This window comes from uncultured Pseudacidovorax sp. (assembly GCF_913773995.1).
Taxonomy (GTDB): domain Bacteria; phylum Pseudomonadota; class Gammaproteobacteria; order Burkholderiales; family Burkholderiaceae_C; genus Xenophilus.
Genome location: NZ_CAJYES010000234.1, coordinates 1 through 22,296 on the forward strand (window position 1 = coordinate 1; position 22,296 = coordinate 22,296).

18 protein-coding genes and 1 pseudogene are annotated in these 22,296 nt (G+C 67.3%); 8 read left to right on the forward strand and 11 right to left on the reverse strand.

The window, feature by feature from the left end:
- Positions 1-29 precede the first annotated feature (29 nt).
- Entirely contained in the window at positions 30-1,193 is a 1,164-nt protein-coding gene (locus QZ772_RS22100) for a J domain-containing protein (RefSeq protein WP_295531101.1), read from the forward strand.
- 418 nt (positions 1,194-1,611) lie between these two features.
- On the forward strand, positions 1,612-1,875 hold the full coding sequence (locus tag QZ772_RS22105; RefSeq protein WP_295531105.1) for a hypothetical protein: 264 nt from the start codon (positions 1,612-1,614) through the stop codon (positions 1,873-1,875).
- A gap of 1,127 nt (positions 1,876-3,002) precedes the next feature.
- Here the strand turns inward: QZ772_RS22105 and QZ772_RS22110 are convergent.
- From QZ772_RS22110 to QZ772_RS22135, 6 genes are read right to left on the reverse strand one after another with little or no spacing between them, the layout of a single operon-like run.
- A complete protein-coding gene (locus QZ772_RS22110; RefSeq protein ID WP_295531108.1) occupies positions 3,003-3,170 on the reverse strand; it encodes a hypothetical protein in 168 nt (55 codons plus the stop codon).
- A 9-nt stretch (positions 3,171-3,179) separates the two neighbouring features.
- The gene (locus tag QZ772_RS22115; RefSeq protein ID WP_295531111.1) at positions 3,180-4,151 is read right to left on the reverse strand and encodes a tripartite tricarboxylate transporter substrate binding protein; all 972 of its coding nucleotides are present in this window, start codon (positions 4,149-4,151) and stop codon (positions 3,180-3,182) included.
- Positions 4,152-4,193: 42 nt separating this feature from the next.
- Entirely contained in the window at positions 4,194-5,372 is a 1,179-nt protein-coding gene (locus QZ772_RS22120) for a CoA transferase (protein ID WP_295531114.1), read from the reverse strand.
- A gap of 47 nt (positions 5,373-5,419) precedes the next feature.
- Entirely contained in the window at positions 5,420-6,223 is an 804-nt protein-coding gene (locus QZ772_RS22125; protein ID WP_295531117.1) for an enoyl-CoA hydratase-related protein, read from the reverse strand.
- A complete protein-coding gene (locus tag QZ772_RS22130; protein ID WP_295531120.1) occupies positions 6,220-6,984 on the reverse strand; it encodes an SDR family NAD(P)-dependent oxidoreductase in 765 nt (254 codons plus the stop codon). The genes QZ772_RS22125 and QZ772_RS22130 overlap by 4 nt, the downstream gene beginning before the upstream one ends.
- A gap of 46 nt (positions 6,985-7,030) precedes the next feature.
- Entirely contained in the window at positions 7,031-8,221 is a 1,191-nt protein-coding gene (locus QZ772_RS22135; protein WP_295531123.1) for a lipid-transfer protein, read from the reverse strand.
- 125 nt (positions 8,222-8,346) lie between these two features.
- Here QZ772_RS22135 and QZ772_RS22140 point away from each other — a divergent pair, with 125 nt between their 5' ends.
- The gene (locus tag QZ772_RS22140; protein WP_295531125.1) at positions 8,347-11,055 is read left to right on the forward strand and encodes a LuxR C-terminal-related transcriptional regulator; all 2,709 of its coding nucleotides are present in this window, start codon (positions 8,347-8,349) and stop codon (positions 11,053-11,055) included.
- Here QZ772_RS22140 and QZ772_RS22145 read toward each other — a convergent pair.
- From QZ772_RS22145 to QZ772_RS22155, 3 genes are read right to left on the reverse strand one after another with little or no spacing between them, the layout of a single operon-like run.
- On the reverse strand, positions 11,043-11,927 hold the full coding sequence (locus QZ772_RS22145; RefSeq protein ID WP_295531127.1) for a MaoC/PaaZ C-terminal domain-containing protein: 885 nt from the start codon (positions 11,925-11,927) through the stop codon (positions 11,043-11,045). The two genes, QZ772_RS22140 and QZ772_RS22145, sit on opposite strands and share 13 nt — an antisense overlap.
- Positions 11,928-11,944: 17 nt before the next feature.
- Complete coding sequence (locus QZ772_RS22150; RefSeq protein WP_295531130.1) at positions 11,945-14,074, reverse strand: acetate--CoA ligase family protein; 2,130 nt, start codon at positions 14,072-14,074, stop codon at positions 11,945-11,947.
- A 52-nt stretch (positions 14,075-14,126) separates the two neighbouring features.
- Positions 14,127-14,888: an SDR family NAD(P)-dependent oxidoreductase gene (locus tag QZ772_RS22155; protein ID WP_295531150.1), complete on the reverse strand. Its 762-nt coding sequence runs from the start codon at positions 14,886-14,888 to the stop codon at positions 14,127-14,129.
- 289 nt (positions 14,889-15,177) lie between these two features.
- Here QZ772_RS22155 and QZ772_RS22160 point away from each other — a divergent pair, with 289 nt between their 5' ends.
- From QZ772_RS22160 to QZ772_RS22180, 5 genes are all read left to right on the forward strand, one after another.
- Entirely contained in the window at positions 15,178-15,942 is a 765-nt protein-coding gene (locus QZ772_RS22160) for a crotonase/enoyl-CoA hydratase family protein (protein WP_295531132.1), read from the forward strand.
- A 32-nt stretch (positions 15,943-15,974) separates the two neighbouring features.
- A complete protein-coding gene (locus tag QZ772_RS22165) occupies positions 15,975-16,379 on the forward strand; it encodes an OB-fold domain-containing protein (RefSeq protein ID WP_295531135.1) in 405 nt (134 codons plus the stop codon).
- Between the two features lie 37 nt (positions 16,380-16,416).
- Positions 16,417-17,571, forward strand: a complete 1,155-nt coding sequence (locus QZ772_RS22170) for a thiolase (protein ID WP_295531138.1) — start codon at positions 16,417-16,419, stop codon at positions 17,569-17,571.
- Positions 17,572-17,626: 55 nt separating this feature from the next.
- On the forward strand, positions 17,627-20,002 hold the full coding sequence (locus QZ772_RS22175) for an acyl-CoA dehydrogenase family protein (RefSeq protein WP_295531141.1): 2,376 nt from the start codon (positions 17,627-17,629) through the stop codon (positions 20,000-20,002).
- Between the two features lie 136 nt (positions 20,003-20,138).
- A complete protein-coding gene (locus QZ772_RS22180) occupies positions 20,139-21,125 on the forward strand; it encodes a tripartite tricarboxylate transporter substrate binding protein (RefSeq protein ID WP_295531144.1) in 987 nt (328 codons plus the stop codon).
- A 42-nt stretch (positions 21,126-21,167) separates the two neighbouring features.
- Here the strand turns inward: QZ772_RS22180 and QZ772_RS22185 are convergent, their stop codons facing one another.
- Together QZ772_RS22185 and QZ772_RS22190 are read right to left on the reverse strand one after the other, a co-directional pair.
- Positions 21,168-22,100, reverse strand: coding sequence for an electron transfer flavoprotein subunit alpha/FixB family protein (locus QZ772_RS22185; RefSeq protein WP_295531147.1), 933 nt, complete (start codon positions 22,098-22,100; stop codon positions 21,168-21,170).
- Positions 22,101-22,104: 4 nt separating this feature from the next.
- Positions 22,105-22,296: pseudogene (locus tag QZ772_RS22190) on the reverse strand (electron transfer flavoprotein subunit beta/FixA family protein); the annotation flags it as partial.

Below are 22,296 nucleotides of genomic sequence, written 5' to 3' on the forward strand. Positions count from 1 at the left end.
GCGCTTCATCTCTCTTCTTTTTTTGCCTCATGAACCACTACGACGTGCTGGGCGTCAGGCCCACGGCATCCACGCAGGAGATCGACCTCGCCTACCGGGCTCGGCGTACGCAGTACCACCCGGACAAGTACCCGCAGGCCGACGAGGCAACGGTGCGCTGGGCCACGCAGCAGATGCAGCGGGTCAACGAGGCATACGCGGTGCTTTCCAACGCCGAGACTCGGGAGCGGTATGACGCCAGTCAGGTCGAGCAGGAGCCGCCTCGCAGCGGCGCGGCGCGTGAGCCGCGGCACTCTGCCGCTGCCCGGGCCGCGGCGCCCGCTCCCGCGCCGACGCCACCGCAGGTCTCATTGAACGATCTGCTGCAGCGGCGGCTTCGCGGTGCGACGTTCACCCGGATCTACCTGACGCCGTACATCCCGCCCAAGAAGCTGGCCGGCGCCGGCAGCAGCTTCGTGCTGGGTGAAGGCAACGACAAGGTGCTGGTGCTGATCGACGCCACGGTCTTTGGCGGAGGCAAGGATGGCCTCGCGCTCACGGAGGAAGGCATCCACTTCAAGGAGCTGGGTTCGTCTGCGGAGCGACGGTTCTGGGAGGACGTCCGCGAGGTCGAGGTGCGCGGCACCAAAGTGCTGGTCAACGGCAGCGCCATCGTGGACTGCAACTTCTGCGAAAAGCGCGAGCTATCGCAGGTCTTCGCTGTGGTCCGCGAGTTCCTGCTGGCCCGGCACGCTGCGCAGAGCTCTCCGGAGAAGACGGCCGAGATGATGCGACGGGCTCAGCAGTCGGACACGCCCTGGACGAACCCGGTGGTCTGCCAGGAGATCTTCAGCATCGCCCGGCAACGGGTGCTGGAGCTATCGGACCTGATGGCGCCGATGGAGAGCGAACTCGGGGAAGAAGTCCTCAACCGGGAAGAGCTGGCCGAGTTCTTCACGACCGCTGGCGCGGCCATTCAGGATCCTGGCAAGGCGCAGCGGGCGTTTCAGTTCTTGGTCGACACCGGTTCGCTGTGCGAGTTGGCCATCGAGTGCTTCGAGGAGGAACAGCCTCCTTCAGACCGCGATGCGCTCAACGGGCGGCTGCGGGAGCCGCAGGCCGTGCGCAACCTGCGCCAGATCGTTCGGGGCCTTGTGGAGGGCAGCGATCAGAACCATCGCTCGACCCAGGCTCGACAGTTTTTTCAACGCTAGCGCAAAGCGCTTCAACACAATCTCAGCAGGAAACGCAGCATGAAAGCAGCCATCTCAACACTTGCATTCACGCTGGCGCTTTGCAGCGCCACCTGGGCGGCCGGCCCAGGCAGGGACCCAACAACGAACCCAGACGCGGTGGCGCATCAGATCGACCGCAGTGCCATGAAAGTACGGATCCAAGGGTGGACCCCAGACATGCGCTACCCCATCTACCCCATCGAGGTACGCACTGGCACGTCAGGCGTTTAGTAAAACACCAGCATCGCCGGTCCCTTGCGCGAACTGCGGCTGGCCACGGCCCGCGCTGGCCAGCCGGTGTACCTGGCCGTGCCTGAAGCCCCCGCGGCAACGGCGCCGGGCGGCCGACGCAGCCCCGGCCGCGGCCAGCGCTGCCGCCTTTGGCGGCGCGTCCCCGATGGACACACCGAAGCCTCGGCACGTCGGCCTCGTCCAGGAAGACGCGTTCACCCATTCGCGTGCGCTCGATGCGCACCGGCCGCTGCACGTGATGCAGCTCGGCGATGCCGCGAGCACGCGGCTCTATGTATCGAGTCTGACCGGCGAGGTGGTGCGCGACGCGACGCGCACCGGGCGGCTGTGGAACTACGCGGGTGCATGGATCCACTGGTTCTATGCCCTCCGCAGCGGGGTGCTCGCGGCTGGTGGACCGACATCGTGAACGGGCTGTCCATCGCGGGCATCGTGCTCGTGCTGGCCGGCATGGGGATGGGTCTGCTGCGCTGGCGCTTCGCGCCGACCCTACAAGAGCCGATCGCGTTTACCCTACGGCGGGCGGTCCATGCGCTGGCACCACATCGGCGGTCTGCCGTTCGGCGCCGTGACGCTCACCTGGATCCTCAGCGGGCTGATGTCGATGAACCCACGGCGACTCTTCGACACCTGCGCCGCACCGCTGCGGATGCAGGCACTGCAGGGCATCGCGTCGATTCCGTCGCCAGGCGAGACTGCCCCGGGTGCACTTCTCGCCGCCGCAGGCGCCGGGATGCGGGAACTGCGCCAGACGCCGGTGCTGGGGACGCTCGTCGTCCACGCCCATGGACCCTCGGGCGCGCCGAGGCTGCTGGAGGCGTCTGATGCGTTGGCTTACGTCACCGACGAAGGTCGTCTGCATACCGCCATCACCGGCTTATTAACCCCCCCTTCTGCTGCGTGTCGAGCGCCTGCAGGCCTACGACTTCTACTACCACGGCCGCGCGGCCCACACGATGACCGGCGGCGCCGAGCGCCTACTGCCCATCCTGCGCGCCGTGTTTGGTGACGCACAGTGCAGTTGGGTGCACATCGACCCGGCCACCGGCGCTGTGCTCGGCCGAAGCGACAGCGGCTGACGCGCCAGCCGATGGCTGTTCGCGCTGCTGCACAGCTGGGACTGGCTGCCCCTACTGGATGGCCGGCCGCTGTGGGATGTGCTGCTGGTAACCCTGAGCCTGGATGGCGCCCTGGTGAGTCTGACCAGCGTGGTGATCGGCTGGCGCAGGCTGGGGTGAAGTTGCGTGCCCTGACATTTCATCGCACTTAAAGCCGGCTGATGCCCCCATGCAAGCCAACGACTGACCAGCCCGTGAGCGCGCACCCCGCTGGCCCCGCCTTCGCCGGAGAAGCGCTTTCCGAGTCCGCTCTGCGGATCGAGCTGGACGATGGAACCGCGCACGTCGTTGCTGTGGAAGCCGACGTCCACTCGCCCGGGCTTCGGTTTACACCAAAGCTCCTGCCGCTCTCTACGTCAAGATCAAGTCCCGCGCAGAAAGCGCGGCCTCGTCCAGTGACGATGACGGCCCGAAGAGCTCAGTCACCGCCGATCTCGGCAAGAACCTCATGCAGCCGGCGCATCGTCTCCGACGTCAGGGCATTGCGCCGACCAGGTCGGTCCAGCCAGACGCGAGCGATGCCGGCGTCGAGTCGCTCCAGAACGATTTCGGACAGGTCCGCGGTGGTATTGCCTTGCACAGCCATCGCTGCCTCCTATTGCGGCTGGACGCCTGCACGTTCGATCACACCTCTCCAGCGCTTGCTCTCGGAAGCCAGGTAAGCGCCGTAGTCTGCACTTGTACCCCCGTAGGGCTCTGCACCGGCGGCCTTAAGACGCGCCAGAAACTGGGGACTCTTAAGCGCGTTATTGACAGAAGCATTGAGTCGTTCAACGATACCCCGCGGGGTGGCCGCCGAGACCACGATGCCCGTCCATGCGGTCATCTCGAAGTCGGGAAGATTGCTCACCTCCGCGACAGTCGGCACGCCAGGCATCATGGTCGAGCGTTGTGGCGAGGCGATTGCCAGCGCCCGCACGCGCTTGTCCTGCACGAAGGGGGTGATCGTCGTCAGAGTCGTCACCATCATCTGCACATCACCGCTTGCCAGCCCAAGCAAGGCCGGCGCTGTACCCGCATAGGGCACATGCGCCATCTGCAGCTGGAACTGCGACATCAGCAACGCTGGCGCCAGATGATCGATGGTTCCAGCCCCGGAGGAGCCATAGTTGTATTTGCCCGGGTTCTTGCGTATCGCTGCGATGAATTCCTTGAGGTCTTGCGCCGGAAAGTCAGCCGGAACCGCCACCAGCAGTGGCGCTCCCGCCGTCCGCACCACCGGGGCCAGGTCCTTGAGCGGGTCGTAGTTCGCCGACTTGTAGAGCGCCGCCGCCAACACCAGCGAGGAGGTGTTGTAGAGCAGCGTGTAACCATCGGCCGGCGCCGCCAGCACCGCCTTGGTGGCAATCGTGCTGCCGCCGCCTGGCTTGTTTTCCACGACCACGGGCTGGCCCAGGTCTTCGGCCATGGCTTGCGCGAACATACGCGCCGTCACGTCGGTAGGCCCGCCCGCCGGAAAGCCGAGCACCATCTTGATCGGCCTGACCGGATAGGCCTGCGCCCCTGCAGTGACCGACCACAGACACATCGCACCTGCGGCGAGGACCCATCGAATCGCCTTCTTCATGCATCGTCTCCTTTTGTGGGTTCTGTTGGCGGGGTCTTGCAATCAGGGCGTAGACCGCGCGTCGGCTGACCCGGCCGGTCCGAGCGACAGGAACACCTCCTCGCCGTGTTCGCCAAGCCGGGGGGCCGGCCGAGGCGATGCAGGCGGCGTGCGCGACCACCGGCCCATGGGAGCCATCTCCACCATGCGCCCTTCGGAAGGATGGTCGACCTCGCGGAAGAAGCCGACCGCTCTAAGGTGAGGGTCGTCCATGATCGACGCCAAGGTATGCAGTCGCATTACCGGGATGTCCGCGCGACCAAGGACGTCGAGCCAATGACCTGTCGTCCGCGTCTTCAGCACCTCGCCCACTTCCGCGTAGAGCGCATCAATGTGGCGCGTCCGATCGGCAATGGTGCGCATGCGCGCATCGCTTTCGCAGCGATTCGGCTGCCCCGCCAGCGCAAAGAAGTCGTTCCAATGCCGCGTCGTGTAGAGCATGGTGCAGACGTGTCCGTCCTGCGTCGCGTACGCCTGGCGCGAAGGGGCAAGCAGGCGGCGGTAGCCAGGCTCGCCGCTCGGCGGCACATAAGTCAGTCCGCTCATGTGCTCGCTCATGACGTAGGGCACCATGGTCTCGAACATCGGAATCTCGACGCACTGGCCCTCACCCGTCTTCAGCCGATGTACGACGGCCGCCAGCAGCGCCGTCGCGGCCGCCTGGCCCACGACGCGATCGACGATCGCCAGTGGCACAAAGCGGGGCACACCGTCGCCGACCTCGGCGATCAGGCTCGGAATGGCACAGGCCGCCTGAATCATGTCGTCGTAGGCAGCCTTGGCGGCATACGGGCCGTCCTGGCCGTAACCCACCAGAGACATCTGAATGATGGATGGATTGGCTGCAGCAATGGTCGCGGCGTCGAGCTGAAGCCGAGCCATGGCCGCAGGGCGGACGTTGGTGATGAAGGCGTCTGCGCCCTGAAGGAGCTGCAGAAGCGATAGGCGGTCTCCTGGGGCCTTGAGGTCCAACACCACGCTGCGCTTGTTGCGATTGACGTGAAGGAAGCCCGCGCTCATCCCGGGATTGCGCATCGGCCCCAGGTGCCGGACGGTATCGCCCTCCGGCGGTTCGACCTTGATCACGTCGGCACCGAGATCGGCCAGGATCTGCGTCGCGAACGGGCCCATCAACACCGTCGTCAGGTCGATGATCTTCAATCCGGCGAGCGGTCCTGCCATCGGCGTATTCCTTGGTGTCGAGGTGTTGCGGGCAGTTGCACCATGGCTCATCGTCCGAAGAACGTCGGACGTCGCTTCTCGAAGAACGCAGCCATGGCCTCCGAGAAATCGCGCGTGCCTGCGCTCTCGACGAACGCGTCGCGCTCCGCATCGAGTTGCTGCACGAAGCCGTTCTCGAAGGACTGGCGCAAGAGACGCTTCATCCGGCCGTAGGCCAGCGTCGGTCCCTCGGCGAGCTGACGCGCAAGCGCTTGCGTCTCTTCGATCAGTTCGCTGGCAGGCACGACCCGGTTGACCAAGCCGAGTTCGAGCGCCTCATGGGCACCGAATGTCTCGGACAGTAGCGCGATCTGCATAGCGCGGCGCAGGCCTACGAGCCGCGGCAGACTCCAGGAGCCCGAGACATCGCAGTTCGCCGCCACCTTGGCATACGCGAGGTTGAATCGCGCGTCGTCGGCGGCGATGGCCAGATCGCAGGCCATCGCGAGGCTGAAGCTGCCGCCCGCCACCATGCCGTGCAAGCTGGCAATGACCGGTGCATCTGCCACGGCAAGCAGGCGGATGCCGGCATGCATGTCTTCAATCAGCGCATGGGCATTCTCCGTAGGCGACTGCCGCAGGCTTGCCAAGTCGCCGCCAGCACCAAACGCCCGGCCCTCGCCACGGACCACGATCGCCCGAACGTTGCTGTCACGAACAACCGCGGCGCAGGCGTTGGAGAAGGCTTGCGCCGTGTAGCGGTCGAGCGCGTTCAGCGCCGCAGGCCGGTTGAAGCTCAGCGTGGCGATCGCCCCTTCGCGCCGCAGAAGGACGGGCGAATCGGCGTCCGCGGAAGACGTCTCAGGGTTCATCGGGCAGCCATGCGGATGGCCCCATCCAGCCGGATCACTTCGCCGTTGAGCATGGGGTTTTCGACGATGGCGCGTACCAGCCTGGCATATTCCTCGGGACGACCGAGGCGCGATGGAAAGGGCACCTGCTCTCCCAACGATGCCTGGACCTGCGCCGGCAGCCCTTTGAGCATGGGCGTCTCGAAAATGCCCGGGGCGATGGTCATGATGCGGATGCCGTGGGCTGCAAGTTCGCGCGCCAGGGGAAGCGTCATGCCAACCACTGCCGCCTTGGACGCGGCGTACGCGGCCTGCCCGATCTGCCCATCGAACGCCGCAACCGATGCGGTGCACACGATAACGCCACGCTGGCCTTCGTCGTCGGGACTGTTGTGCCGCATCACATCGGCTGCAAGTCGGATCGCGTTGAAGCTGCCGCCCAGATTGATCGTCACCGCGCGCATGAAGCTCGCCATTCCATGAGGGCCTTCGCGACGGAGGAGCTTCTCACCCGGGGCGACACCCGCGCAGCAGACAAGCCCTCGCAGAGCTCCTCGCTCCGCAGCCACCGCGATTGCGGCACGCATGGACGCTTCCTCCGTGACGTCGGTCGCCACGAAGCTCGCCGCGCCCCCTAGTGCCAGTGTGCCGGCCTGTCCGGCCCTCTCGTCAAGGTCGGCCATCACGACCTGCCCGCCATTTTCGACCACCATGCGCGCGGTAGCCAGGCCCAGGCCGCTCGCGCCACCTGTGATGAGAAACACGCTGCTTTGAAGATTCATGACAGTACAGTCATTGGAGGGATGCGGGTCATGGAGGATGGCCGTGTCAGACGTCCATGCGTTGATAGGCGGTGACCACACAGGCGCCGCCGAGACCAAGGTTGTGCTGAAGCGCGACGAGCGCCCGGTCCACCTGCCGATCCCCGGCGGTACCCCGCAATTGGTGCACGAGTTCGAAGCACTGTGCCAGTCCGGTGGCACCGAGCGGGTGCCCCTTCGACAGCAGCCCCCCCGAGGGATTCACTACATACTTGCCGCCGTAGGTGTTGTCGTCGTTCATCACCATCCGCTCGGCGCCACCATCCGGGCACAGGCCGAGACCCTCGTACGTGATGAGCTCGTTCTGCGCGAAACAGTCATGCAGTTCGACGACGTCCACATCCTCCGGTCCGATGGATGCCTCTTCGTAGACGCGTCGGGCTGCCTCTCGCGTCATGGAGATGCCGACGAGCTTGCGCATATCGCGGCCATCGAAGGTGTCGGCGCGGTCGGTGACCAGCGCCTGCCCTGCGATGGCCACCCTCCGGTCCAGCCCATGGCGTGCGGCAAACGCCGGCGAGCAGACGATGGCCGCTGCGGCGCCACAGGTGGGCGGGCAGGCCATCAGACGCGTCAATACGCCAGGCCAGATCGCATCGGAGGCCAAGACGTCTTCCACGCTGACCACCTTGCGGAAGACCGCCAGCGGATTACGGGCGGCATGGCGGCTGGCCTTGGCCCGGATACGGGCAAATGTAGACAGCCGCGTACCGTACTGCTGCATGTGAGCAAGCCCCGCGCCACCGAAGTAGCGAATCGCGAGCGGCAGCGTGGGCTGCCCCACCAGCGCATCGGTCACCTCGTCGAAGCGATCGAAGGGCGTCGGGCGATCCGTGAACACACTGCCGATGGCACCCGGGCGCATCTGCTCAAAGCCAAGCGCGAGCACACAATCCGCCTGGCCGCAGGCCACCGCCTGCCGCGCCAGATAAAGCGCTGTCGAGCCGGTCGCGCAGTTGTTGTTGACGTTGAGGACTGGCAGGCCGCTCATGCCGCACTGGTAGAGCACCCGCTGACCGGCGGTGGAGTCGCCATATACGTAGCCGACGAACGCCTGTTCTAACTGCGCATAGTCGAGCCCGGCGTCGCTCAATGCCTCACGCACCGCGTGCTGACCTAACGCCAGGTAGGAAGGTGATTGGCTCGGTTTCTGGAACGGCGCCATGCCGACGCCGCAGACATGAACGAGAGCTTTCATGAACGACCCGCAATTCGAAGTGAAAGGATCGTAGGAGGCGGTCCACCTTGGCGAACCCCCCGATTCGGGGGGGAGCCCTTTGCACTAACCTGAGGGCTGGAGACACGACATCCGCGAAGGGCCTCATGCAAGCATCCCGATCCTCACAAGGTCTTATCGAACGTCCGCGCCTGATTGCACGCCTGACGGGTGCCCGCCAGGCGAAATGCATCCTCATCCAGGGCCCGGCCGGCTGCGGCAAGACCACGCTGGCTTTGCAATGGCGTGCCCGCCTCGCTCCCTTTGGTCACGGCTGCGCATGGTGCATGGCAGCGTCGGGCGAAGACGTGGACGCGCTGCTCGGCAACCTCTTTGCCGCGCTCGCTCGCATCGATCCGCTGATCGTGCGCGAAGCCATGCTCATCTACGAGCGCGGCGGTGCCCTCCCCAGCGCCGACAGCGTGGCGATTCCGCTACTCAATGGCCTGGTGCGCCATGGCCAGCAGCTGACGCTGTTCTTCGACGACTTTCACCACATCGCCGATCCCTGGTTCCACGAGCTTGTCCAGACGTTGCTGGACTTCGCCCCCCGGCACCTCCAGATTGTGATGGTGTCGCGCACCGCCCCGTCGCTGTCCCTGTCGCGACTGCGGGAGGCCGAAGGGCTGCTTGTGCTGAACTTCTCCGACCTGCGGTTCACCTTCACAGAGGCAGAGCACCTGCTGCAGACGCGCGAACCTGGCATCGCGCGCCGCGACACCCGACTCCTGTACGACCAGACGGGTGGCTGGGGTGCCGGCCTTCGGCTGGCTGCACTCGAGCGGGGCACCGGCAGCAGCCTGCAGGGCGAGCGTCTGCCGCTGCAGAATGCGGGCGACTTCGCGGCCTATTTCAACCGTGAGGTGCTGCGGCAGATTCCCGAAGCCGAACTCGACGCCATCACGCGCCTGTCGGTGGCCCACCGCTTCAACGACGCCCTGGCCATCCATCTGCTCGGCGCGGACATGGGCCTCGCCACGATGACCCGGCTGCGGCGCGACAACCTGTTCCTGCTGCCGCTCGAAAGCAGCACACGCGAGCCCTGGTGGCGCTTTCACCCCATGTTCCGCGATGCGATGGGTGCGCGCTTCGAGCGCCTTGCCCTGTCGGTGCAGCAATCGACCCACTCGTGTCTAGGCCGCTGGATGGGCGAGCGCAAGTTTCTGGTCGACGCCGTGCGCCACTGCCTCCTGGCAGGCGAAGACAGCGCAGCGGCCGACTGGGTGGACCGGCATGCACGCGGCATGTTCCTGGCGGGCGAGATGCGGCCACTGGTGCGTGCAGTGGCCATGTTGCCTCCCAGCCGGCTGGCGTCACGGGTTTCCCTCCGGCGATGGGTCGCGTGGGCGCAGCTGTGCTATCGAGAACTCGATGCCTGCCGCTGGAGCATAGAGCTGTTGTCGCGCCACCGGACGGCCGAGGACGAGGAGACACGCCACCAACTCACGTTGCTGGAGGGATCTCTGGCGATCCAGTGCGAAGACACAGACGCCGGCGAACGGCTGATCCCGGCGCTCGAGAACCTTCCCGCTTCGCACGATGCGATCCTCGAAGGCGGGCGGCGCAACATCCTGGGCTGGTTGCGCATCCATCTGAGCCAGTTCGAGGCCGCCCGCGCTGTGCTCAGCAAGCCGGCCCTGTTGATGGACGATGGCATGCCCTTGATGGACTCGGCCTTCGGCTCCTTGCAGAGCCATTGCCTGCTGGGCTATTCCTACTTCCGCCAGGGCGACATGCGCCAGGCTGAGCCCGTGCTGCATGACGCACTGGCCGAAGCAGACCGCGCGCTCGGCCTGTTCAGCGAGGCGGCCTGCAATGCGGCCAGCTTTCTCGCTGCGCTGCTGTACGAGGTCAACCAGCTCGAACACCTGAGGGCGCTGCTGGAGCCGCGCTTCAACGCCATAGAGCGCGTGGCGCTGCCGGAGGCCCTGATCTGCGCCGCGCTGTCCCGCATCCGTCTCGGCGTGCTGGAGAGCAGCGTGCAGGAGGCGCTGTCCGACCTGGACCTCCTCGACGAGCAGGTCGGCAGGCGCAGGCTGCTGCGCGCGCAGGGGCTGGCCCTGTCCGAGCGCGTGAAGCTGCTGCTGCGCGCGGAACGAGTCGCAGAGGCGGGCGAAGCGGTGAAGCGCCTGGAGCGTCTCGCCGGGCAGAGTGCACGGCAACGTACGGCCGCCGACCGCGAGGTGCGGGCGGTGGCGGTGGCGGCACGTGCGCAATGGCTGGCACACACGGGCGAGCCCGAGCGCGCGCTGCCAATGATCGAAGCGCTCATGGCGGGCAACGACTACGCGTTCCAGGAGCGCAAGCAGGTTCAGCTGGAGGCCTACGCCGTGCTCCTGTTGAACAGCCTTGGACGGCCGGACGAGGCCCATGCGCGCGCCGAAGGGTTGTTGCTGAGGGCGCGCAAGGCCGGGCTGGTGCGCTCGGTGCTGGACGCCGGCTACGCGATGCTGGACATACTGGAAGCCGCCCGACGTGCCGATCGCCTCAGCGCCAGCGCGAACTTCTACCTCGACTACCTTCGGCTGCAGCACGAGCAGACCGGCCGGCCTGCCGCAGTGCAGACGCCTCCGGCAACGGACTTGCAGGAGGCCCTGAGCCCGCGCGAACTCGACATTCTTCGCTCGCTGGCGCTGACCATGTCCAACAAGCGCGTCGCCCAGGCGCAGGGCATCACACCGGAGACGGTCAAGTGGCACCTGAAGAACATCTACGGCAAGCTGGGGGTGTACGGCCGCGATGATGCCGTGGCCAAGGCGCGGCAACTCGGCCTGCTCCAGCAGGACGACGTGCCTGCGCCGCGCTACGGCTCGTAGCCGAAGACGCCGTTGCTCAAAACGACGCTGTTGCGGGCTTCCACACGGGCACGGAACAGCGCCTCGCCGGGCCGCGTGGCATGCCAGATGTCGACACGCACCCGGTCGCCGGGGAACACCGGCGCGGAAAAGCGTGCCTCCATCTCACGCACACGTTCCGGCCGATAGTCGCAAAGTCCGGCCATCAGCGCATGGCCAACGACGCCGAATGTGCCGAGACCGTGGAAGATGGGCCGATCGAAGCCGGCCCGGCGCGCCACATCCGGGTTCGCATGTAAGGGGTTGAGGTCGCCCGACAGCCGATAGATCAGCGCTTGGTTGGGCTGTGTCGGCAGGATCATGCCGATGTCGGGCTCGCGCTCCGGGAGGGCCTGGGGAGCCGGCACGGGCACCGCCAGTGGCACCTGGATGGACGCACCCGAAAAGCCCCCGTCCCCGCGGCACATGGTCGTCTGCCTGAGTGTGGCGTAGAGGCGCCCGTCGCGGGCGTCCACGATGCGGCGCTCCGACACCACCAGTGCGCCCTTCGCGGCGCCCTTGTCCACCACATCCACCACCCGGGTATGGCCGATGACTTCGCCTTCCACGGGCAAAGGATGGTGGATTCGCATCTGCTGCTCGCCATGCACCACCCACACCCAGTCGATGCCCGTGCCCAGGTCTCGCATCCAGAAGCCCGGATGCGCGAGCACGTTCGCCATAGTGGGCACCGCGCACAGGCGACTCTCGTCCACGAAGCGCAGCTGACGCTCGTCCATGGGGTCGATGGCGTAGCCAGCGCCCAGCGCATAGAGCACCGTGTCGCGCCAACAGTAGCTCTGCGTGCAGGTGGGGATCTGCAGCGCCAAGAGTTTTTCCTTGTCGATAGCCATGGGTGGTCCTATCTTTCTCAACGACGCACGATCAGGGCGTCCACGCCCACGATCCGGTCGGCGGTGCAGATGAGCGGGTTGACGTCGAGTTCGACGAGCTGCGTGGCATGGTCGCTGGCAAAGCGGCTGATGGCCGCCACGGCACGCGCCAGCGCCTCGATATCCACCGGAGCACTCCCGCGAAAGCCTTGCAGGAGCCGGAAGCCCTTGAGCCGGCGCAGCATCTGCGCGGCCTCGGCAGGACTAACGGGGGCGAGCTCGACCACGCTGTCGCGCAGCAAATCGACCAGGATGCCTCCCAGGCCCACCACCACCATCGGGCCAAACTGCCGATCGATGCGGGCACCAACGATGACCTCGACTCCCTCTCCGATCATGGGCTGGACGATGACGCCGCGAATGTCTTCGGGCGCCGCTACACGCAACGCGTTGTGCATGACCTGCGCATAGGCTTCGCGCAGTTCAGTCTCGCTGCTCAGGCCCAGCCGCACGACTCCTGCCTCGGTCTTGTGCGGGATCCGCGCCGACTCCACCTTGAGGACCACGGGGTAGCCCACACGCGCCGCAGCATCGGCAGAGTCCTGCACGCTGGTCGAGAGCGCGTCCTGCACCATGGGCACACCATAGCGGGCCAGGAGGTCCTTGGCGATGCGCTCGCCGATTACCGCGCCGTCGTGGGCGCGCAGCACGGCTGCGGTAGCCTCGCGCAGCCCGTCATCCGCCTGCCTCTCGGCCGGCGCCTCGGCATCCATGCCGGTCGGCTGGCTCCAGCGCTGCCAGTGCGCGATGGCGGCGAGGCAGCTGTCCATGGACCGAAACATCGCCACCTTGCCGGCGAGCGCCACTTCACGGGCCCCTGGTCCCTCCAGCCACTGGGGCAGCCAGACGATGCACACGGGCTTGCCGTGGGCGCGGGCCAGCGCGTCGAGCTGTTCGATGCGCGGCAGCAGCGGCTCGTAGGCGAACACGAAGGGCACGACCAGCGCGCCGTAGTCCGGGGACTTCAGGAAAGCCTCGGCGCACGTGTGGAAGGACTCGGGATCGCTCACGATCTGTGCCGTGATGTCGCAAGGGTTGCGTGCGGCGCCGAACTCGGGAATCGCAGCCGTCAGGACCGCCGTGGTCGCGGCATCGGGCTGCGGCAAGGGCACCCCGTGCTGTTCAGCCTTGTCGGCCGCCATGATGGCCGCGCCGCCCGAAGACGACGCCACGGCCACGCCGGATGCGCGGCAGCGCCCGGCCTTGGCGAAGAACGCGGCGGCTTCCAGCAGTCGCTCGAACTCGTGGACCACCACGATGCCGGCACGCGCGAAGGCCGCGAGGTAGGCATCGTTGGCGCCCGCGAGCGAGCCGGTGTGCGACATGGCCGCCGCGGCGCCCTGCTCGCCGGTCGCGATCTTGTAGACCACCAGGGCCTTGCCAGCTCGCCGCGCCACGCCAGCGGCCTCGATCAGACGCATGGGCTCGGCCATGCCCTCGAAGACGCAGGCAATGGCAGCGCAATCCTCGTCCTCGGCCAGGTAGGCCACGTAGTCGGCCACGTCGACATCGGCTGAGTTGCCGCAGGTCAGCACGTGGCTGAGGTTGAGCCCATGCTCGCTGGCCTGCGCCAGCGCGAAGCCCAGTGCGCCCGACTGGCTCACCAGTCCCACGCCCGGCGCTGCGGCCACCTGTCCGCGCAAGGGTCGGATGAAGGTGCCGAGAACCCCGAGGCGCCAATTGACCAGTCCGATGCAGTTCGGCCCCACCAGGCGCACGCCGGCGCCCTGTGCCAGTGCCACGAGCGCTGCCTGCTCACGGATGCGGGCGTCCGTTCCCATCTCCGCGAAACCCGAAGCGAACACCACCACGCCACCCACGCCCAGGCGCGCGCATTCGCGCACCAGCGCTTCGACCTCATGGCGCGGGGTGGCCAGGATCACGCAATCGGGCACCTCGGGCAGTGCCGCCAGCGTGGGATAGCAGGGCCGGCCGCCGAGCACCTGGTGGCGGCCGTTGATCGGATAGACAGCACCGCCGAAGTCCTGCAGGTTCGCCAGCACCCGCTGGCCGAAGGCTGTTTCACGGGCAGAGGCGCCCACGATGGCGATGCTGCGTGGCGCCAGCAGGCGGCGCAGATCCTTGTGCCGGTAGAGGGCGCGCGTCATGCGTCGAGCTCCTTATGAGGGACAGACAGGCCTGGATGCTGCATGGCGGTACTCAGAAGCCGATGTGGAAGCCACCGTCGATCGAGAGGTGCTGCCCCGTGATGTACGAGGCCGCGCCGGAGAGGAGGAAGCACAGGGCCGGCGCCACCTCCTTGGGCGAAGACCAGCGGCCCATGGGAATCTGCGCCAAGTACTGCTCACGGAATTTCTCGCTACGTGCGACTTCGGTCATGGGCGTCTCCACCATGCCGAAGCAGACACTGTTGACCCGCACCCCGTAGCGCGCCCACTCGCGCGCCGCGCTCATGGTCAGGCCCAGCACGCCCGACTTGGCCGCGCCGTAGTTGATCTGGCCCACGGTGCCCCGCCGGCCGGCGTCCGACGACACGTTGACGATGGCGCCAGGCGCCGCTTCGCCCGCCTCCGCTCGCTCGACCATGTGCCGGCCCACCGCCTGCAGAAAGAGGAAGGCGCCGGTGAGGTTGACGTCGATGACCTGCTGCCAGGCGGCCAGCGACATCTTGCGGATCATGGCGGCGCGCACGATCCCGGCGTTGTTGACGAGTCCATGCACGGCACCGAAGCGCTCGACGCAGCCTTCCACCACGGTGGTGGCGAAGTCCGGCCGAGAGACGTCGCCCGCCAGCGACAGCACCCGCTCCTCACCGAGCGCTTGCCGAAGGTCGGCCAGCGCCGCTTCGTTCATGTCCACGGCGGCCACGCGGCCGCCCAGGGCGACGATCTGCTGCGCGACGGCGCGGCCGATACCCTGGCCCGCGCCCGTCACGACGATGTTGCGGCCATCCAGGGCCATGGGATTGCTGGGTTGCACCGAGGTCTCCGTTTGAGCGGCGATCGCATTGTTCGGCGAGCGACGCTGCGCCTCCCCCCCCCGAAACGGGGGGCTACCCGGTGAAGGCAAGGGCCTAGATTCGCGCTCCGACATCCCGGTGGCGCATTTCGGTCGGCCACCGGCCAAGCCGGAGATCCCTTGTCGATGCCAGCGCTTCTGCCTTCTTCTGCCACACGGCTGCACGCCCGGCCCTCGCCGGCAGGTGCCGCCCCCGCCGCCATCCCCCTTTCCCGTTCTCAGGACCGTCGCCATGGTTGAAGAAGTCCTAGTGCGCCACGAAGGCGAATTGATGGTGATCACCCTCAACCGACCCACCGTGCACAACGCCGTCAATGCCGCGATGGCGCAAGGCTTGGCGGACGCGCTGGACCGCTTCGAGCAGCGCGAAGATGCCCGCGTGGCCGTCATCACGGGCGCCGGGCCCAGCTTCTGCGCCGGCATGGACCTCAAGGCCTTCGCCGAAGGCCAAGTGCCCCGCATCGAGGGACGGGGCTTCGCCGGCATCACCGAGCGGCCGCCTCGCAAGCCGCTGATCGCGGCCGTCGAAGGGCACGCGCTGGCCGGCGGCTTCGAGATCGTCCTGGCCGCAGACCTCGTCGTCGCTTCGGAGAGCGCGCGCTTCGGCCTGTCGGAAGTACGCCGAGGCCTGGCGGCCGCGGGGGGTGGATTGATGCGGCTGGCACGGCGGATTCCCCACCATCTGGCCATGGAGATGGCTCTGACTGGCGACGCCGTGACGGCCGCCGACGCGCATCGCATGGGGTTCGCCAACCGCGTAGTGGCCAAGGGGCAGGCCCTGGCCGTCGCCCTTGAACTGGCCACGGTCGTGGCGCGCAATGCGCCGCTCGCCATCGCGGCCAGCAAGCGCATCGTCAACGAGTCGCCCGACTGGCCGACCCCCTGGATGTTTGACCTACAGCGGCCTATTGCTCTGGCTCTCATGAACTCCGCTGACGCCCGCGAGGGCGCAGCCGCCTTCACGCAGAAACGCCCGCCCGTGTGGCAGGGCCGATGAGCCTCTCTTCCACCGCCCCGCAGGAGCCGCCCATGACCCAGGCCGCATCGCCCGCTTCGCGCACCGCCCCCATCCACCCTGAGCAGGACTACCTGCGCTTCCTGGCCCAGGGCCGCCTCATGCTGTTGCGCAGCCGCGCGAGCGGCCAGCATGTCTTCTATCCCCGGGTCGCCCAGCCGCGCACCGGCGACACCGACCTGGAGTGGGTACCTGCCAGCGGCAACGGCACGGTGTATGCCACGACCGTCGTACGCCAGCGGCCGCCGGTCGCCGACTACAACGTCGCCTTGGTCGACCTGGACGAGGGCGTGCGGATGATGGCGCGCGTCGACGGAGTGGCCCCGGCGTCGGTGTCCATCGGCATGCGCGTGAAGGCACGCATCACGGCTGAGGGCGATTCATACATCGTGGTGTTCGATGCCGTGGCGGCAACCTGAGCGCTCCATCCCGCCACCTGCACAAGGAGACACCGACATGAACGACCGATTTCCCCGAGGGCGCACGGCCGTCGTGGGCGCCGCCACCTTTGGCATGGGCGAGGCCCCTGGCTTCGACTCCATGGACCTGGCCGTGCATGCGAGCCTGAAGGCGCTACGCGCCGCCCATCTGACGCCGCAGGACGTCGACGGCCTGTTCGTCTGCCTGCCGCAGGACTTCCTGTCCGGGCTGTCGATGTCCGAGTACTTCGGAATTCAGCCCCGGGTGACCGACAACAACCGTACGGGCGGGTCGGCGTTCCTCACGCACATGCTCTGGGCCGCGCTGGCACTGGAGGCCGGCCAGTGTGACGTCGCCCTCATCGCGTATGGCAGCAACCAGCGCACGGGTGCCGGCAGGCTCGTGAGCGCCCAGAAGCAGCCGTACTTCGAGGCCATGTACAGGCCGCAGATGCCCGTGTCGGCCTATGCGCTGGCCGCCTCGCGCCACATGCACGAATTCGGCACCACGCCGGAGCAGCTTGCGCAGGTGGCCGTGAGCGCCCGCGCCTGGGCGGCGAAGAACCCGGAAGCCTTCATGCGCGAGCCTTTGAGCGTGCACGATGTGCTGTCCGCACGGCGCGTCGCCGATCCGCTGGGCGTGCGCGACTGCTGCCTGGTCACCGACGGCGCCGCGGCCATCGTCATGACGCGGGCCGACCGGGCCCGCGACCATGCAGCGGCGCCCGTGTACCTGCTGGGCGCAGCCGCGGCCACCACGCACTGCGCCATCTCCGCCATGCCCGATCTGACGGTGACGGCCGCTGCCCAGTCGGGTGCGCGGGCATTCGCCCAATCGGGCTACACGCCCCGCGACATGGACGTGGTCGAGCTCTACGACGCCTTCACCATCAATACGCTGCTGTTCCTTGAGGACCTGGGCTTCTGCCCCAAGGGCGAAGGGGGCCGCTTTGTCGAAGACGGGCGCATCGCGCCCGGCGGCACGCTCCCCGTGAACACCAATGGCGGTGGCCTCTCCTGCGTGCATCCCGGCATGTACGGGCTGTTCACGGTGGTCGAGGCCGTGGAGCAGCTCATGGGCACGGCGGGCGACCGGCAGGTGCGCGATGCCCGGCTGGCGCTGGCCCACGGCAATGGCGGCACTCTTTCGAGCCAAGCCACGGTGATCCTCGGGCGAGAGGAGACGCTTTGACGAAGCGCGCCGCCACCCAACCAGCCCGGCTACCAAGCCGCACAGGGTATCGACCATGAATTCCGCGGACCTGCCGCAATCGGACGACGCGCTTTCCATGCTGCTGGATAGCGCCGACGACTTTCTCGCCAGGGCTCATTCGACGCGCAGGGTCCATGCGCTGCGCGACTCGGACGGCCGATTGGAGCCGGAGGTGTGGACGCAGATGGCGGGCATGGGCTGGCTCGGCCTGAGCCTGCCCGAGGCCCTGGGCGGCTCTCAGCTGGACGTGCGCCATGCCGCAGAACTGGCTGCGCGGCTGGGGGCGGCGTTGTTGCCCGAACCCTTCGCCGCCTGTGCTGTTGCACCCGCCGCTCTCCTTCGGCATGCGCCCGTCACTGCCGCCGTGCAAAGGCTGGCTGCGGCGCTCGTTAAAGGCGAGGAGATCGTGGCCGTGGCCTGGCAGGCCACACCCGGGCAAATTGACGCCTCGTGGTCGAATATGCAATGCCGTGCACACGGCGACGATTGGATGCTTGCCGGCGAAGCCATCTTTGTCGAAGCCGCAGCGACCGCGTGGCTAGTGGCGGCCTCGCTCGATGGTGAGCCAGCCTTGCTGGCTGTGCCGGCGTCGGCGCCGAGCGCCAGCCGCCATCTGCATCGGCTGGCCGACGGCAGCGCCACCTCGACCGTGCGCCTGGATGGCGTCGTCGTCGATCGCGACGCCATGCTGCTGCGCGGAGCCAAGGCCGAGACCGCCCTGAGCCGCGCACTTGCCGACTGGCGCGTGGTGTCTGCAGCCCAGCTCGCGGGCATCGGAACTGGCGCGCTCGACAGGACGGTCGCTTACGTGAAGCAGCGCGTGCAGTTCGACCAGCCCATCGCCGACTTCCAGGCGGTACGACACCGACTGGTAGATCTCGACCTGTCGAGGCGCCTGGCTTTTTCCGCATGGCGCCACGCTGCGCAGCTGGCAGCCACAGATGCGTCATGCCAGACGCTCCAGGCCGCCGTCTCGGCCGCCAAGGCGCGCTGCTCGGATGCCGCCCTGGTCATTGCCCGCTCGGCCGTCCAACTTCATGGCGCCTTCGGCTACACGCAGGAAGCGGACGTGGGCCTGTACCTGAATGCGGCTATGCGCCATGCGTGCCTCCTGGGCAATGCCGCGGCGCACCGGCGCACTGTGCTGTCCGACTGGCTATCACGCGGCGCACGTACAGGTACGTCGGCACCGTACGAGGGTTTCTCGGCCTCGTCGCAAGCGCCGTCTTCCAGCGCCATCCTGGGAGATCCGGAACGACTCGACCAACTGCCGGACGAAGAGTTCGCCGAACGGCTGCACCGCTGGCTGCAAGTCCATTGCCCGCCCGCCATGCGCGTGCCGGTACTGCTGCGCCTGCGCGGAAGCGAAGAACGCCGTTGGCTTCGCCTGCTGCATGCCCACGGTTTGCGCGGGCCCGGCATCGCGCGCGAGCACGGCGGCATGGGGCTGTCGCTACGCAAACAGCTCCTGTACAAGAAGGTGTTCGACGGCAATGGGGTGGCCCGGGTGCTGGACATCGGCGCCACTCTGCTGGCGCCCGTGCTGATCCGTTACGGCACGCCGCAGCAGAAGGCCCTGTGGCTGCCACGCATCCTGCGTTGCGACGACATGTGGTGCCAGGGCTACTCCGAGCCAGGCGCCGGCTCCGACCTGGCCAGCCTGCGCACCAGCGCGCAGCGCCGCGGCGATGTCTTCGTCGTCAATGGCCAGAAGATCTGGACCAGCCATGCAGCGACGGCCAGCCACATCTTCGCGCTGGTCCGCACCCGCAAGGAAGGGCGCAAGCAGGCCGGCATCAGCTTCCTGCTGATCGATCTCGCCAGCCCCGGCATCACGGTGCGACCCATCGTGAACCTGGCCGGTGACGACGAGTTCTGCGAGGTGTTCTTCGACAACGTCGAGGTCCCGGTCGACCAGCTCGTCGGGGGCCTGGACGCGGGCTGGACGGTGGCCAAGAGCCTCCTGGGCGTGGAGCGTCTTGTCACCGGCAGCCCCACTCTCGCATTGCAGGCCTTCGACTACTTGCGCGGACTCTTGGATGCGCCGGATGTGCGGCAGGCCGCCCTGCAGGACGACCGCCTTGCCCGAGCGCTATGCGACCTCCACGACACCGGGCAGCTTTACGACGAGGTCTGCGCCGCCGCCGTCGAGGGCCGGGCTCTGGACGCCGAATATTCGGTCATCAAGATCCTGTCGACCGAGTTGTTCCAGCGCGTGGCAGACCTTGCGACGGACTTGGCGAACGAACGGGGCGCGCTTCGCGGCGGTGGTGAGGCGGGCATGCTGGCCTTCGACCTGCACCGGCTTTCCATGATCGCCCGGCCTGGAACCATCTACGGCGGCACCAGCGAAGTCCAGCGGGACATCCTGGCCAGATTGCTGGTCGGAACACCCGCTCCGCGCGTCTGACGCCCTGTATGCACCCACGCTCGCATGCCCCAATGCCTGTCGTGCATCCGACGCGCCGCCCGACCCAGCGCACCTTCCTTCCAACCGTGCATCGACGGACTCGATGCGTATCGAAGAGCGTATACGGAGACGACACATGAAGCCGACCAGCAGACGACTGTGCCTCAGCTTGACAACCGCGCTGTGCTGCACCCTGGGTTTTGCCGACGTGGCCCCGGCGCAGGATTTTCCGACGCGACCGATCACCATCGTCGTACCCTATGCCGCTGGTGGTGCCACGGACATCACCGCACGACGCTTTGCCGAAGGACTGGGACGCCGGCTGTCGACGACAGTGGTCGTCGACAACAAGCCCGGCGCCGCGACGGCCATCGGTGCCGCTTTTGTCGCGCGGGCGGCAAAGGACGGCTACACGCTGCTGTTCGCGCCGGGGACCACGACCTCTGTGAACCCGCATCTGTACGGCAAGCTGACCTACCAGCTCTCGGACTTCACGCCCATCTCCATGGTCTCGCGCCAGACCTTCGTGCTGTCGGTCGGCGCCGGCCATCCTGCCAAGACGTTCCGCGAGTTGATGGCCTACGGCAAGGGCAAGCCCGACGGACTGACTTACGGGACGACCGGCACGGGAAGCATGACCAACATCATCGGCGAGTGGGTCGGAAAAACTACAGGCTTGAAGCTCGTTGAGGTGCCCTACAAGGGCACCTCGCCTGCTACGGTCGACGTGATAAGTGGTCGAGTCGACATGCAGTTCGAGGGCATTACATCCACCGTCTCAATGTCTGGCTCCGGCAAGATGCGCCCACTGGTCATCATGGCGGACAAGCCCTCGCCCATGCTTCCGGGCGTACCGACCTTCCGGGATGAGGGCTATCCGGATCTGGTGGCGTTTACCAACTTCGGCTTGCTTGCGCCCAAGGGCACGCCGAGTGCGGTCATTGACAAGCTCTATGCCGCAACGGTCGCCACGGTCGCGGCGCCGGAGTTCATCGACAGCCTCACAGCCTCTGGCGAAGCCGCTGTCTCCTCGCCCAGCCCGCGCCAGTTCGCGAGCTTTCTGAACGAAGAGTTCGAGCATTGGGGCCGCATCATCAAGCCGATGAACATCAAGCTGGATTGAGGCCCCACGCGAACGAGGCGCGTCCGGGCGCCCCGTTCCTCGTCACAGCGCCTTCACCAGCTCCGGCACGGCCGTGAACAGGTCGGCTTCGAGGCCGTAGTCGGCCACGCTGAAGATCGGCGCTTCCGGGTCCTTGTTGATCGCCACGATCACCTTGGAATCCTTCATGCCGGCCAGATGCTGGATGGCACCGGAGATGCCGGCGGCCACGTACAGTTGCGGCGCCACGATCTTGCCCGTCTGGCCCACCTGCAGGTCGTTGGGCGCGTAGCCCGCATCCACCGCGGCGCGGCTGGCACCGATGGCGGCGCCCAGCTTGTCGGCCAGCGGCGTCATCACTTCCTGGAACTTCTCGCTGCTGCCCAGTGCGCGGCCACCCGAGACGATGATCTTGGCGGCCGTCAGTTCGGGACGGTCGCTCTTGCTCACCTCGCGGCCCACGAAGGCGCTCTTGCCGCTGTCGGCGGCGGCATCCTTGGTCTCGACCTGCGCGCTGCCACCGGTGGCGGCCGCAGCGTCGAAGCCGGTCGTGCGCACGGTGATCACCTTCTTGGCATCGGTGCTCTGCACGGTGGCGATGGCGTTGCCGGCGTAGATCGGACGCTCGAAGGTGTCGGGGCTGTCCACCTTGGTGATGTCGCTGATCTGCGCGACGTCCAGCTTGGCGGCCACGCGCGGGGCCACGTTCTTGCCGGCGGCCGTGGCCGGGAACAGGATGTGGGTGTAGTCGCCGGCCAGGGCCAGTACCTGGGCCGCGACGTTCTCGGCCAAGCCGTCGGCCAGGCTCGCGCCGTCGGCATGGATGACCTTGGTCACGCCAGCGATCTGCGCGGCGGCCTGGGCGGCGGCGCCGGCGTTCTGGCCGGCCACCAGCACGTGCACGTCACCGCCGCAGGCAGCGGCGGCCGTGACGGTGTTCAGCGTGGCGGGCTTGATCGACTGGTTGTCGTGTTCTGCAATGACGAGTGCGGACATGGTTTCAGATCACCTTGGCTTCGTTCTTGAGCTTGTCGACCAGTGCGGCGACGTCGGGCACCTTCACGCCGGCGCCGCGCTTGGGCGGCTCGCTGACCTTGAGGGTCTTCAGGCGCGGCTTGGCATCCACGCCCAGGTCCTCGGGCTTGACGGTGTCCAGCGGCTTCTTCTTGGCCTTCATGATGTTGGGCAGCGT

Bases quoted from the DNA above. Each gene is read 5' to 3' on its own strand.
- QZ772_RS22100 (WP_295531101.1), top strand. From the start codon at position 30: ATGAACCACTACGACGTGCTGGGCGTCAGGCCCACGGCATCCACGCAG.
- QZ772_RS22105 (WP_295531105.1), top strand. From the start codon at position 1,612: ATGGACACACCGAAGCCTCGGCACGTCGGCCTCGTCCAGGAAGACGCG.
- QZ772_RS22110 (WP_295531108.1), bottom strand. From the start codon at position 3,170: ATGGCTGTGCAAGGCAATACCACCGCGGACCTGTCCGAAATCGTTCTG.
- QZ772_RS22115 (WP_295531111.1), bottom strand. From the start codon at position 4,151: ATGAAGAAGGCGATTCGATGGGTCCTCGCCGCAGGTGCGATGTGTCTG.
- QZ772_RS22120 (WP_295531114.1), bottom strand. From the start codon at position 5,372: ATGGCAGGACCGCTCGCCGGATTGAAGATCATCGACCTGACGACGGTG.
- QZ772_RS22125 (WP_295531117.1), bottom strand. From the start codon at position 6,223: ATGAACCCTGAGACGTCTTCCGCGGACGCCGATTCGCCCGTCCTTCTG.
- QZ772_RS22130 (WP_295531120.1), bottom strand. From the start codon at position 6,984: ATGAATCTTCAAAGCAGCGTGTTTCTCATCACAGGTGGCGCGAGCGGC.
- QZ772_RS22135 (WP_295531123.1), bottom strand. From the start codon at position 8,221: ATGAAAGCTCTCGTTCATGTCTGCGGCGTCGGCATGGCGCCGTTCCAG.
- QZ772_RS22140 (WP_295531125.1), top strand. From the start codon at position 8,347: ATGCAAGCATCCCGATCCTCACAAGGTCTTATCGAACGTCCGCGCCTG.
- QZ772_RS22145 (WP_295531127.1), bottom strand. From the start codon at position 11,927: ATGGCTATCGACAAGGAAAAACTCTTGGCGCTGCAGATCCCCACCTGC.
- QZ772_RS22150 (WP_295531130.1), bottom strand. From the start codon at position 14,074: ATGACGCGCGCCCTCTACCGGCACAAGGATCTGCGCCGCCTGCTGGCG.
- QZ772_RS22155 (WP_295531150.1), bottom strand. From the start codon at position 14,888: ATGGCCCTGGATGGCCGCAACATCGTCGTGACGGGCGCGGGCCAGGGT.
- QZ772_RS22160 (WP_295531132.1), top strand. From the start codon at position 15,178: ATGGTTGAAGAAGTCCTAGTGCGCCACGAAGGCGAATTGATGGTGATC.
- QZ772_RS22165 (WP_295531135.1), top strand. From the start codon at position 15,975: ATGACCCAGGCCGCATCGCCCGCTTCGCGCACCGCCCCCATCCACCCT.
- QZ772_RS22170 (WP_295531138.1), top strand. From the start codon at position 16,417: ATGAACGACCGATTTCCCCGAGGGCGCACGGCCGTCGTGGGCGCCGCC.
- QZ772_RS22175 (WP_295531141.1), top strand. From the start codon at position 17,627: ATGAATTCCGCGGACCTGCCGCAATCGGACGACGCGCTTTCCATGCTG.
- QZ772_RS22180 (WP_295531144.1), top strand. From the start codon at position 20,139: ATGAAGCCGACCAGCAGACGACTGTGCCTCAGCTTGACAACCGCGCTG.
- QZ772_RS22185 (WP_295531147.1), bottom strand. From the start codon at position 22,100: ATGTCCGCACTCGTCATTGCAGAACACGACAACCAGTCGATCAAGCCC.